Origin of the sequence: Fischerella muscicola PCC 7414 (assembly GCF_000317205.1) — a bacterium.
Taxonomy (GTDB): Bacteria; Cyanobacteriota; Cyanobacteriia; order Cyanobacteriales; family Nostocaceae; genus Fischerella; species Fischerella muscicola.
Genome location: NZ_AJLK01000117.1, coordinates 67804 through 80005, shown reverse-complemented (window position 1 = coordinate 80005; position 12202 = coordinate 67804). Strand labels below are relative to the sequence as shown.

Genomic DNA, 12202 nt, shown 5'->3' with positions numbered 1-12202 from the left:
GAAAGGGGAAGGGTTAATTATTAGTATTTATCCTTCTGCATAGCTCTGCCTTCTTCATTGAGTATTAGGGCGAAAATTCGGCAATTCTACAGATGCTAAAGACTTTCGCCCTTTGGGTGGTCGTTCGGGATAAAGCAAAGGTGAGGGTGATTTAGAAGACTCAGTAGAGCCTGATAATGACGGAGGTAATGGTGACACATCTAACCAGAAATCCTCATTCTCCTCAGAATCTGTATCAGCACTAACTGGAATGACAACTATTGGTTCTTTTGTATCCTCAACTGAGGTAGCAACCGTTTCCCAAATGGGTGTCACAACTTCATCCTCACTCTTTGCATCTTCCATATCTTCTGTATTTTCAACACAGGGTGGTGATGCAGATGTAGTTTGAGCTGCAAAAAATAACTGAATTAAGTTTTCTACTTGCTCATCCAAACTTAAGGAATCGGAAGATGAAACTATTTTTGGTTCAGTTGCATCATCAATTTCTGAGTTAGTAGTTAATTGCTCTGTTGTCGATGTGCTTTTTGGAGATGGAGTGTCAGCAGTCGACAATTGGTCAGAGGTGGGGTTTTCCCATGTATGCGGGGTTGATAAAGAAGAGTCTACCCAGAAACTACCTGTATCCTCACAAGAAGAATCAAGTTCTGCTGACCAAGGTTGAATTGGTTGCTGGTTGGGAACTAAAGAATGAGTCCGCCGATAATTTCTAACTTGTCTGTCACCTACATTGTTGGCATCAGCATGAGTATCTGTAGAATCAGAACTAGGAACTGGTGGTGTTTCCAGACATTTTTCTAGAGCTGCTTTGAATTGTAATGTCTGGCGTTGTTGCCGCATTAACCGAGTACGCAATTCTCGACAAGAATTTTCTGATTGTAATAGCTGGTGGGATTGTTCGTTATATTTAGTCTGAATTAAGGTACATTCTCGTTCCAGCAGGGCAAGACGTTGTTGGGTAATTTCTAGCTGTGCTTTATAGTTCTCTATAGCAGTTTCTTGAGTTTGAACTGTTTGGAGCGCAGTTTCCAATTGCTGAAATAAGGACTTTATTTGTTCTTGAGCAGCAGTCAGTTCTTGAGTCTGTTGGTTGAGCATAGCCTCTGCAACAGCAGAACGCTTTTTCTGCCATTGTACAGCGGCTTCTGACTCAGACAGAGCATTTTTTAAGCTTTCTACCTGTTCATATAAATCATTGTTGGCAGCACGCAATTCTTCATTTAATGCCAACAGTTGTTTAAATTCAGAATCAATCTGTACTTCTTTTTCTTTTTCAGGCTCCGCAACCCAATCTAGTTCAGGTTCTAAGTCTTCTAACTGCTGCTGATTTAACTCTAATACGCATTGAGAATTACTAATTACCTCTATTGGTTCGTTTGTTTCGGTCATTGAGTCTTGACAAGATGCATCTTCCTGACACTGTTTATCTTCTGCTGGTGCTAACAACGGCAATTGTGAAATTGTTCTGTTGTCAACAGGCAAAACAGAATAAAAAGGACAACTTGCTTGTTGCGGTTGTGACGCCTTAGCAGGATCTAGGGGTTCAATAAAAGCCCCGTTATTTGGGGTGTCTGCTTCATTCATGACTTTTCACCCACCAGCATAAACTTATCGATTGGTGACTGCGGCAGCATTACATAATAAATGCTGTCTTATCAAAATCTACTCCATAAGGCAAGTTTGTCACCTACCCAGGGAGAGTCATTTGTGATTATTTTGTTATAACTTTTCGCTACCCAAGAATGGGAAAAATTTTTCTCCTCCACCCTTCATACTCCTCACACCCCTCATACTCCCCCACCTCCTCATCAGGGCAACCAACGAGGATAAAACCCTGTTAAGGGCAATTGTTCTGGTTTAAGGTCTGCGCTGGACTGGGCATCCGCTATTGGTAATAATGGCATTAACCACAGGTTGCTAGTGGTAATGGTCTCTCCATCATCAGTTGTCAAAAAAGGTGCATTTGGTGTTGTAGTTGGGTTGGTTTGGGTCTGAATCTGGTCAAATAATAAACCTAAGCCATCAGGAGATAAACTCATCTGGACGTTTCGTTGGTCGGGCGGTAGCACCAATAATGGTTTCTGTTCCCCCGTTTTGATATCTATTGCAATTAAATATGGTTGTTCTTGATAATACTCTCCTGGTAGTAGCTGTGTTAGCAAGCAATAGAGTGTAGGGGAGGCAGCATCAAATTGACAATTAACTATAGAACCTGTGGTGGATAACAGTTTTTTCTGAACCCCCTGGTTAGTGACTAAAAACAAATCCCGTGTATAATCCGTATTAAATTTAACCATTGCGGCTTGGGAACCATCCCCGGAGAAGGCTTGTACCAAGCCAAATTGTGGGAAAAAATCTAGGGGTTTAGTGCCATCTTTTTGTAGAGGTAAAATGGCTGTCCCCTGGCCTTGGGCAAGCGCTACAGCTTTACTATCCGGTGTAATCATAAAATCTCCCCCCGGTTGACTTTGCAAGCGTTGAGGAGTCGGTTTTGTGTCAGAACTGTCACTGGTAACTGGCATAAACCACAACCCAAAGTCACCAGGATTATCTTTCTTCCCCCTTTGGACGACTATTGTTTGCCCATCAGGCGATACATCAAATTTCAAGTTTTGATATTCTTTATTGTCTAAAAGCAAGTCTACTTTAGCAGGTGGTTCTGCTTTGGTTTGATGGGGCGCACTAAAGCCAGTTGTGACTGTGTACAACTGTGCTGATAGTAAATCTTGACTATCGGCGGGGCGAGCCGAGAATAATATTTTCTGTCCATCTGGAAATGGCTTAAAGTCAGTAACGACTAAATCCTTGGGGGTAAGTATCTTTTTTTGTTCTTGGGTTAAGTTGTAAAGAATTAACCTTCCTTTGTCTTCATCGCTAGATCCGATATAAAGAATCACGCGATCGCGTGTGCTAAATGTTGTTTGAAATGGTTGTATGGTTTTATTAGTTTTTTCTTGGGTAGCAAATTTGTCTTTTGCCCCTTCTAAGCTCACTTTATAAGTTGTTCCATAGGGTGCTGGTGTGATGAAGCTATAACCCATGCGTCGCCCCGCCCAACTGAATGTACCTGCTAAGGGAGGCTCTATTTTCAAATTTTCCTCTACGCTTTTCGTATCCATAGGACGACTAAAAGTCAGGACAAAGGCTTTGTACTCTGAGCCAATTTTTTGGTTTTGGGTGGTGAAATTACTCACAGATATATCTTTTTCTTCACTTTGTAAGTGCTTCCAGGTGAATTCGCGGACACGAACTCTGACTACATCACCTTGGGATATGATTAGCCCAATTACCAAAATCAGCAATAACATTAATGCGAGCGCAATGCGATCTAAGGGTTGGAAAAAATATTTTTTAGTAGTCATTTGTAATTTGTTGATTGTTGATTGTTGGTTGTTGGTTGTGATTACAAACAACTAACAACTAACAACTAATAACTAACAACTAATAACTATAGGGATTTTTTGGTTGGGGAATTTTTTTCAGGGAACTGGCAGCAATGGTAAGTTGACGTTTGTCTGCGATTGTTTCTGTGGTCATTTCTCCCTCTACTTCTAGCCAGGTATCAGGTGGATACTGATCGCGGGTTTCTTTTAATTTGACTGGTAATCCTACAGGATAAGCATCGGCGGCACAGCAAGTTAGAACAAATCGCGCTAAAAAGAGATATTCTTTTCCTAAATCTGGTGGATGGATGACAAATCCTTGTACCTTGACTTTATTACCTTGATATCTATCGGGTTCTGGATAGACGTTAAGCATACGTACCCAGTCTACGAGCGATCGCTGCTCAGGAGCAACAGAGGCACGGAATGCTTGCGGTTTAACACGTGTGGAACCCAATAATTCACTGAAATCTCGTTGCAGTGCTTTATCACTAGCAAATACTTGTGGTGTAATGATAAATCCCAAAACTGCCGCCACTAACAGCAAAGCACTACCCCATCCAGGCGGAAATAAATTTATGTGTTGAAAGTTAGCAGTTACTTCATAGCGACGTCGCTGCCAAGCTTGTTTGATTTTGAAAAAACTGATAATTAGTAAGCCGAATGCAGCTGTAACTACTAATCCAAAATAATTGGGATGAATTAACAAATTCAGTTTGTTAGTTAGCCAGTACTTTAACAACAAAATACCCCAAGCAGTAATTGCTAGGATATCAAGCCATGAAAGTAACAAGTTTTTAATTTTTAATTTGCGATTTGGGATTGTTGTCATTGCTCCAGAGCCAAGAGTTTATTTATTCACAATTGACCATTTGCCAGTTTTTTAAATAAAGTGCAAATTCAGTATCAGGGTAAACAAAAAAGTTAATAGTGCTGCTAAAGCAAACAAGTAAAAGATAGCTCTGGGTTTAAATATTGTTAACATCAACCCCACGCCTTTAAGGTCAACCATCGGTCCAAATACCAAAAATGCTAATAAAGAACCACTAGTAAAAACAGAGGCAAAAGACAGAGCAAAAAAAGAATCAACAGTAGAGCAAATTGACACTACCGCCGCCAATACCAACATGGCAGTAATTGAACTAATGGGGCCTGAACCCAAGCTAAGAATTAATTCGCGAGGAGCGAGAACTTGAATAGCAGCTGCGATCGCACTACCAATCACTAGTACTGCTCCTAATTCCCGCAGTTCCTGCACGGTATTTTCTAAGACTAATTGGAGTTTAGCTCCTAAGGGTTTACTCTGAGGAGAATTTGAAGTTGTGGCTTCCGCAGCAGTTTCTAACCGCGTAGCTTGCCCTGCTCCTAACAAAAACGTTCCAGACTGTAATAAAGTCGGTACACTTGCTTGCTGCTGTGCTTGGGAAAGCTTTGGACGGCGTTTTGTTTGTGCAGTTGGGGGTGGGTTAAATTTCAAGTAACGAGCAAGCGCCGGTTGAACTATAGGAGTCAGGTCTTTTTGAAAACTAAAGACGAAGCCAATAATAGTTGCAATTAATAGGGAAAACACTACTCGCAATACTACTATTTCTGGCTGATCGCGAAATGCTGTCCAAGTCGCCCAAATCACAATCGGATTAATTGTTGGTGCTGCAAGCAAAAAGCCTATTACTACTGATGTAGGCACTCCCTGCATCAATAAGCGCCGTGCCACTGGCACATTACCACACTCACAGACCGGAAACAAAAACCCTACCATACTACCGACCAAAGCCCCTAGTAGGGGATTTTTAGGCATTTTGTCTACCAATTTGCGCTCATCGACAAAAAATAGCAGCAAGCTGGAGAATAATACTCCCAATAGCAAAAAAGGCATCGCCTCGACTAGCAGACTCAGAAATAGAGTAAAACCATTGTTAAGTTTATTCATGGGCGTCGCTGTCAAAAGCGGTTTTTAGTTATAAGGTTCTGCCAAGTCATTTTATCGAAATGGGGATCAAAAACAGATAAAGACTGTATAAGCGTTCATCAAACATTTAGTTCATGATGAGTTTCTATGATTTGTTTTGAAACCTGGCAAACCATTACTAGTGATAAATAATTATTTCGATTTGGGTTTGTTTACTGTTGATGAATCTTATTCCTAGATAGCTGAACTACAAAAATAGTTCCAATTCTAGAACTTAATTACTTACCAGCACAATTTTTGATTACATTTTTTTATAATTACATTAAGTTTGCTTGATATGATGCTGTATTCTATGCTTTTTTATCAACTATTCATAGTTTGTTTAAGATACGGGGATCGCCCTTAGGTGTAAGTTATGCAGACAAGAGGGTATTTCTGTAAACTTGTGATTTGATTTTCTACTATAAAATTTTTAAAATTGCAATACCAAAAAGGAACAAATTTAATTTAGATAGATATAAAGAAACAAAAAAGCTTCTGCAACCAACAGTCTTAGCCAATCTTAAGTTAAACTTTCTGGATCTATACCTAAGGCTTTTAGCCGTTCCGCCAGCATTTGCGCCCGTCGTTCTGCTTCTTGAATGCGTTCTTCTGGCGTGAGCAATCTTTGCCCTTTCTCGTCATACCAGTACAACCACTCTCGTGTAATGCCTTGATAAGTTCCTCGTTCTCTGCCAATTCCTAAACCAATTTCGCTTAGCCAAACTGGGTTTCCTGGCTGTAAAATATATTCGCCATTCTCTAAGCGATACACCTCTAGAGGTGGTTTCTTGCGACGACGGGGATTGTAGACCACATAGTACAAAATCTCTAATTTTGCGTAGAGTGCTTTTTTAGTAGTGTACTCGCCCCGATACTTGTGAGAAACAACTTCCAAAACTAAAATGGGTAGTTTTTTCTCTTCCCACAGCACATAACTCAAACGCAAATCTTCATCTATAAAGCGCTGAACTCCCAAGCTGAGAAACCCATCAGGGACAATAGCAGGTTGATTCGGGTCATAATAGATACCCATATCAACCCCAAAGAACCAATCCCAACGATCCGACCACAGCAAAGCCAGTATTGCTTTTAATAAGCTAGGAATTAAATCTTGTAGTTCGTTATCCACAGGTGTGTCGTCAGAATCGGGCAATTCCTCAGAAGAGGGTAAGCACTTTAAAGGGTTGTAGTCTAGCATGGGAGATTTGCAGAATTAAGATTCTACTATAGATTGTAGAGAAGGATTCTGAATGATCTGATATGAGTAGCGATCGCACAGTGTCTATGAATGAAGTGAGCTTCCAAAAAAATACCCACACCTGGATAAGGTAGGGCAATACTACGTATATTGACAAATAAATGTCGTAGAAGTCATCTGTACCAATCAGCGAATAATCAAAATGTCCATTCGTGATTTGGATCGTTCAATGCAGCGCGAACAGATGTTAAATTGGCAAGGTCTTTGAATGGGCTGGATTTAGCTATTTCTGTAATTGAATTTAAAGCAAGGGCTAATTGCTCATTATTACCAGATGCGATCGCACTATCAACTACAGAAAATAAAGCGCGAAAGTTTTCTGCACGTTCATCAAACGAGCGATCAAGGTACGCCATTAGCAGTTCTCGCTGGGCGTTAATTCTGATGATTGTTTCTTTCTCCCAAGCTTACATGACGAGGGAACAATTCGAGATGCTCGTAGGTTTTAGGTGCAAGCTGGTTGGCATCCACCTGCTGATGATCCTCGTCAGCTAGCTTAAATACATTTCTACAGTCCCGAATTAGCACACAAAAAAGGGCAGGCATAGAACCCGCCCCTAAATCATCACTAAAGGTAAAAACTTTATTTGTTTTACCTTACTCAATCTCCGGCGCACTTAACGATACTTCCGGCGTAATTTGCTGTGCTAATGAAGGTACTGCATCACGCAACCTTTCTGTGAGCTGCACAGTTGTGGCATCGTAAACTTGAGTTAAAATCTTGGGATACAAACCAATGCCAACAATTGGTACTAACAAGCAAGCAATGATAAAGATTTCGCGGGGTTCGGCATCGATAAGTTTTTGATGAGAAACTAATTCCTTGTTTTCTTCACCATAGAAAATTTCCCGCAGCATGGACAGCAGATAAATCGGCGTTAAAATCACACCAACTGCCATCAAGAAGACCACGATTATTTTGAAAGTGGAACTATAGGCATCGCTAGTGGCAAAACCCACAAAGACCATCAATTCTGCCACGAAACCACTCATTCCCGGTAATGCCAAAGACGCCAAGGAACAAGTCGTCCACATAGCGAAAATCTTACCCATTTTCTTACCGACACCGCCCATTTCATCCAACATCAAAGTGTGTGTGCGGTCGTAAGTTGCTCCCACTAAAAAGAATAAACTCGCCCCAATCAACCCGTGGGAAACCATTTGCAGCATCGCCCCATTCAAACCCAAATCTGTGAAGGAAGCAATACCAATGGTGACAAAGCCCATGTGGGAAATCGAAGAGTAGGCAATTTTCCGCTTGAGGTTACGCTGGGCAAAGGATGTCAAAGCAGCGTAGATGATGTTAACTACTCCCAAAATCACCAATACAGGCGCAAAATAAGCATGGGCATCAGGGAGCATCTGGGCATTCATACGAATTAAGGCGTAACCACCCATTTTCAGCAGAATACCAGCTAGCAACATATGCACAGGGGCTGTAGCTTCACCATGGGCATCTGGTAGCCAGGTGTGGAGTGGGAAGATGGGTAACTTGACGGCGTAAGCAATCAAGAAAGCAGCATACAGCCATAATTGTAGATTCAAAGCGAAGTTTTTCGCTGCGAGCGATCGCATGTCAAAGGTGACTGTATCGCCGTAAAATGCCATTGCTAGGGCAGCTACCAAAATAAATAGCGACCCACCCGCAGTGTACAAAATAAATTTGGTCGCTGCGTATTGGCGTTTTTTACCTCCCCAAATTGCCAGCAGCAAGTAAACCGGAATTAATTCCAGTTCCCACACTAGGAAAAACAACAGCATATCCTGGACAGCGAACACAGCAATTTGTCCGCCGTACATCGCCAGGATTAAAAAGTAAAATAGCCTTGGCTTCAGCGTTACAGGCCAAGCTGCTAAAGTCGCCAGTGTGGTAATAAATCCAGTCAAAATAATTAGGGGCATAGACAAACCATCCGCCCCTACTGACCAATTCAAATCTAGTTGTGGAACCCAAGGGTAACTCTCAAACAATTGCAAATTGGGATTAGAGAAGTCATACCCAAGGTAAAAAGCAGTAACAATTAGTGCAAAATCTATCAGCCCAACGATGAGGGCATACCAACGCACCGTTTTACCGTCTTTATCCGGCAAGACGGGAATGAGCAGCGATGCTGCTATCGGTAACAGGATGATTGTAGTCAGCCAGGGAAAATTAGCTGTATTCATTGAAGTCGCTCTCAAGGTTCGGCTATCTGCTACTAGCTATTAACTAGCAGTTTTTTCGTGACTTGGTTGTTATTTGTTAGGTTGATTTAACAAAAGTCAAAAAAGATGAAGGCAGGTGAACCGATTGTCCTGCCTTCATCTAACTTCAGTTATCAGTTATCAGTTATTAGTTATCGGTTTGCATTGGAGGCAATGTTGGTGGGTTTAATCTACCAACATGAGGCTGTTTACTGATAACTGACCACTGTTTAGGTGACACCAAAGAATATCACTAAACCCAGTACGGCAGCGAACACAATCAAAGCGTAGAATTGGGCACGACCGTTTTCTAGGTATTTCAATCCTTCACCGCTAACCAGGGTGAAAAAGCCTGTGAGGTTAACAGCACCATCAACAACGCGGAAGTCAACTTCCATGACTTGTCTAGCTAGGCGACGCAAGCCAAGGACAAACACTTGGTGGTAAATGTCATCAAAATACCACTTGTTGAGGGATAGCTCATAAAGTGGCTTAATTTTGGCAGCGATCGCCACTGGGTTGATTTTACCCCACAAGTACATCAAGGAAGCAACAGTAATGCCAATCAGGGAAATTCCTACTGAACCACCTGCCATAATGTAAAACTCATGCAGGTCAACTTCAGCAGCTTTGACCAAAACTTCTTCAAGAGTTTCATTGGGAGAGTAAATAAACTCCTCAAAGTAGTTAGTAAAGGGTGTCCCCACTAATCCAATGAGCATCGAAGGAACTGCCAATAACACCAAAGGTAGGGTCATTGTCCAGGGTGATTCATGGGGATACTCACTGTGGCCATGACCATGACTGTGGTCGTTGTGCTGTCCGGCGTGGGCTTCTAGTTCTCCTTTGGTCATTGCACCAGGACCAAAAGCTGGAGTTCTTTCAAAGCCCGTCACAATGGCCATGCCAATCGGAGATTTGAGTTTTTTCCACAACTGGGTTTTGTTGCCCCGGAAGTTACCTTCAAAGGTAGTGAAATACATCCGGAACATATAAAAGGCGGTAATGCCAGCCGTTAGCCAGCCAACACCCCACAGTAGCGGGTTAGATGCAAACGCCGCACTGAGGATTTCGTCTTTTGACCAGAAACCAGCAAAGGGCGGGATACCAGAAATTGCTACACAACCAATAAAGAAGGTAATGGCTGTAATTGGCATATATTTCCGCAGTCCACCCATTAAGCGCATATCCTGCGCCAAGTCGGGGTCGTGACCGACAACTGCTTCCATGCCGTGAATTACCGAACCAGAACCTAAAAACAGCATCGCCTTAAAGTAGGCGTGGGTCATCAGGTGGAATAGTCCAGCGCTGTAAGCGCCTACTCCCATAGCCATCACCATGTAACCGAGTTGGGAAATGGTGGAGTAAGCCAAGCCCTTTTTGATGTCGTTTTGGGTAATGGCAATGGTTGCCCCTAAAAAGGCGGTGAATGCCCCAGTATAGGCGATTGTGTTCATTGCTGCTGGGACGTGTTCAAATACGGGGTACATCCGGGCAATGAGGAAAACGCCTGCTGCCACCATCGTTGCTGCATGGATTAAGGCAGAAATGGGCGTGGGACCTTCCATCGCATCTGGTAGCCAGACATGGAGGGGAAACTGGGCAGATTTGGCTACGGGACCCAAGAAGACTAAAATCGCAAATAGGGCTGCCAGTATGTTGCTGAGAGAACCCGTATGGACGAGTTCGGTAAGGCGATCGCCCATGATTTGAAAATCAAAGCTGCCTGTTGCCCAGAATAGCCCCAGAATCCCCAATAACAAACCAAAGTCACCAACGCGGTTAGTGACAAAGGCTTTTTGGGCTGCGTCTGCTGCGGATTTGCGATCATACCAGAAGCCGACCAGCAGGTAGGAACACATCCCTACCAGCTCCCAGAAGATATAAATCTGCACCAAGTTCGGGCTGACTACCAGACCCAACATTGACGAGCCAAATAAGCTGAGATAGGCATAAAACCTGACATAGCCAGGATCGTGAGCCATGTAGCCATCAGTGTAAACCATGACCAGGAAGGCTACCGTCGTCACAATCACCAGCATTAAAGCTGTCAAGTGGTCAATTGTGTAGCCCATGCTCAAGTGAAAATTGCCAGCCGCTGCCCATTCTAGGGTGCGAGTGTAAGGTGCGTGTCCTTGCAGTTGGCTCCACAATATGGCAAACGACAGCCCCATAGCCGCTCCCATCAAGGAAATAATCAAGGCGGCATTGAGCTGTCGTAGGCGGTTCGTCACCTGATTCAAAGAAATTAATCCCAGCCCTACCAGCGTTGCCCCAAGAAGGGGCAAGACCGGAATTAGCCAGGCATATTGATAGATTACTTCCATCACTGACGCCTACTTATAGAATTCTTCATGAGTAAAGGATGAAGGCTAAAGGATTTAAGGATGAAAGAATGGACTAGTTGCAAATGGCTGTTGAGAGTGCCAACAAAGAGGAACTTTCACGCCTTATGTTATGGCTAAGTCTGGTCTGTTGGGAACAGTACAAGTCTCTACATAAGCAAGCAACCAAACATTTTTTCATACTTCAACCTACCCTGTAGATAGACGTCTATTTAAGGCGTCTACATACTTCAACCTTTAGTTGACTAACTTGTCGGATCTGTTAATAATTGTGACACACACCCTTTAGGATAAAATACCCCACCTGATACTGATTAGGCGGGGTAATTTAAATATGGTTTTAGATTTTGTCATTTGTCATTGGTCATTTGTCATTTGACCAATGACTCTTGACCAATCACCAATGAGCTTTTTTCTAATCACCCTTTCTCCAATGATCAATGACCATTATGCCGAACGGCATCCTAAATCCGCTGTTGTGGGGGTATTGTACGAATGAGAAGACTTGTCGTAGCTGAGTTTGATTTCTTCCAATGCTTGCAGCAAATCTTCACGACCGCGAAAACCTTCCAAACGACGTCTGACAATACCATTTTCGATCAAAAGTAAAGTTGGTAGTGACTTGAGCCGATATTTGGTTGACAATTTAAAATTGTCGTCGGCATTTATATCAACCAATTTGATTTTCTCGTTGCATTGGGCTTTGAATTGCAACAGTAAAGGGTGTATGATGCGGCACAAACCACACCAAGGAGCTTCAAAATTTACTAAAACAGGAATAGGGGATTCTAAAACTTCTTGAGTAAATGTCCGCTCACTAACCGACAACACCATGATGCCTCTAATACTATAGGGTTTTTATATCCAACTTGCTATCAGCACAAGGGTAGCGTAAACTCAGTAACTGCCGATAGATGCCCTGGTAGGCAAACAGGAAGGTATGCAATCTTTCCAGCCTTGATTTGGTGAGTTTGCTGCTGGCAAATAAGCTAATGTAGCATTGACAGTGGCATTTGGGGATCTTGAAGTCCAACGGATGCCGCTGCTGGGGAGGGAAATTTAGTAGACCAGAAGCTACAAC

The 12202-nt window shown here is 42.6% G+C and carries 11 protein-coding genes; 1 reads left to right on the top strand and 10 read right to left on the bottom strand.

Going from position 1 to position 12202, the window contains the following annotated elements; genetic code table 11:
* Positions 1-54 precede the first annotated feature (54 nt).
* The 8 genes from UYI_RS0118490 to ndhD1 all read right to left on the bottom strand — a co-directional run bounded on the left by UYI_RS0118490 (position 55) and on the right by ndhD1 (position 8758).
* Complete coding sequence (locus UYI_RS0118490) at positions 55-1584, bottom strand: hypothetical protein (protein ID WP_016868134.1); 1530 nt, start codon at positions 1582-1584, stop codon at positions 55-57.
* Positions 1585-1808: 224 nt separating this feature from the next.
* On the bottom strand, positions 1809-3362 hold the full coding sequence (locus UYI_RS0118485) for a hypothetical protein (protein ID WP_016868133.1): 1554 nt from the start codon (positions 3360-3362) through the stop codon (positions 1809-1811).
* 79 nt (positions 3363-3441) lie between these two features.
* Positions 3442-4215 carry a TIGR03943 family putative permease subunit gene (locus UYI_RS0118480; RefSeq protein ID WP_016868132.1) on the bottom strand — a complete coding sequence of 258 codons (774 nt, stop codon included), beginning with the start codon at positions 4213-4215 and terminating at the stop codon, positions 3442-3444.
* 51 nt (positions 4216-4266) lie between these two features.
* A complete protein-coding gene (locus UYI_RS0118475) occupies positions 4267-5313 on the bottom strand; it encodes a permease (RefSeq protein WP_016868131.1) in 1047 nt (348 codons plus the stop codon).
* A 541-nt stretch (positions 5314-5854) separates the two neighbouring features.
* Positions 5855-6532, bottom strand: coding sequence for a Uma2 family endonuclease (locus UYI_RS0118470; protein WP_016868130.1), 678 nt, complete (start codon positions 6530-6532; stop codon positions 5855-5857).
* Positions 6533-6729: 197 nt separating this feature from the next.
* A complete protein-coding gene (locus UYI_RS32875; protein ID WP_016868129.1) occupies positions 6730-6948 on the bottom strand; it encodes a hypothetical protein in 219 nt (72 codons plus the stop codon).
* A 19-nt stretch (positions 6949-6967) separates the two neighbouring features.
* On the bottom strand, positions 6968-7138 hold the full coding sequence (locus UYI_RS36945) for a hypothetical protein (protein ID WP_157226366.1): 171 nt from the start codon (positions 7136-7138) through the stop codon (positions 6968-6970).
* A gap of 51 nt (positions 7139-7189) precedes the next feature.
* A complete protein-coding gene (ndhD1, locus tag UYI_RS0118460) occupies positions 7190-8758 on the bottom strand; it encodes a photosynthetic/respiratory NAD(P)H-quinone oxidoreductase subunit D1 (RefSeq protein ID WP_016868128.1) in 1569 nt (522 codons plus the stop codon).
* A 105-nt stretch (positions 8759-8863) separates the two neighbouring features.
* Here ndhD1 and UYI_RS39765 point away from each other — a divergent pair, with 105 nt between their 5' ends.
* Positions 8864-8992, top strand: coding sequence for a hypothetical protein (locus UYI_RS39765; RefSeq protein ID WP_016868127.1), 129 nt, complete (start codon positions 8864-8866; stop codon positions 8990-8992).
* 14 nt (positions 8993-9006) lie between these two features.
* On the opposite strand, the gene UYI_RS0118450 is transcribed toward UYI_RS39765, so the two are convergent.
* Both UYI_RS0118450 and UYI_RS0118445 read right to left on the bottom strand, forming a co-directional pair.
* Positions 9007-11103 carry an NAD(P)H-quinone oxidoreductase subunit 5 gene (locus tag UYI_RS0118450; protein WP_016868126.1) on the bottom strand — a complete coding sequence of 699 codons (2097 nt, stop codon included), beginning with the start codon at positions 11101-11103 and terminating at the stop codon, positions 9007-9009.
* 465 nt (positions 11104-11568) lie between these two features.
* A complete protein-coding gene (locus UYI_RS0118445) occupies positions 11569-11955 on the bottom strand; it encodes a thioredoxin family protein (RefSeq protein ID WP_016868125.1) in 387 nt (128 codons plus the stop codon).
* Between the last annotated feature and the right edge of the window lie 247 nt (positions 11956-12202).

Excerpts from the sequence above, each read along its gene's own strand:
- UYI_RS0118490 (WP_016868134.1), bottom strand. The coding sequence starts at position 1,584 with ATGAATGAAGCAGACACCCCAAATAACGGGGCTTTTATTGAACCCCTA.
- UYI_RS0118485 (WP_016868133.1), bottom strand. The coding sequence starts at position 3,362 with ATGACTACTAAAAAATATTTTTTCCAACCCTTAGATCGCATTGCGCTC.
- UYI_RS0118480 (WP_016868132.1), bottom strand. The coding sequence starts at position 4,215 with ATGACAACAATCCCAAATCGCAAATTAAAAATTAAAAACTTGTTACTT.
- UYI_RS0118475 (WP_016868131.1), bottom strand. The coding sequence starts at position 5,313 with ATGAATAAACTTAACAATGGTTTTACTCTATTTCTGAGTCTGCTAGTC.
- UYI_RS0118470 (WP_016868130.1), bottom strand. The coding sequence starts at position 6,532 with ATGCTAGACTACAACCCTTTAAAGTGCTTACCCTCTTCTGAGGAATTG.
- UYI_RS32875 (WP_016868129.1), bottom strand. The coding sequence starts at position 6,948 with ATGGCGTACCTTGATCGCTCGTTTGATGAACGTGCAGAAAACTTTCGC.
- UYI_RS36945 (WP_157226366.1), bottom strand. The coding sequence starts at position 7,138 with ATGCCTGCCCTTTTTTGTGTGCTAATTCGGGACTGTAGAAATGTATTT.
- ndhD1 (WP_016868128.1), bottom strand. The coding sequence starts at position 8,758 with ATGAATACAGCTAATTTTCCCTGGCTGACTACAATCATCCTGTTACCG.
- UYI_RS39765 (WP_016868127.1), top strand. The coding sequence starts at position 8,864 with ATGAAGGCAGGTGAACCGATTGTCCTGCCTTCATCTAACTTCAGTTAT.
- UYI_RS0118450 (WP_016868126.1), bottom strand. The coding sequence starts at position 11,103 with ATGGAAGTAATCTATCAATATGCCTGGCTAATTCCGGTCTTGCCCCTT.
- UYI_RS0118445 (WP_016868125.1), bottom strand. The coding sequence starts at position 11,955 with ATGGTGTTGTCGGTTAGTGAGCGGACATTTACTCAAGAAGTTTTAGAA.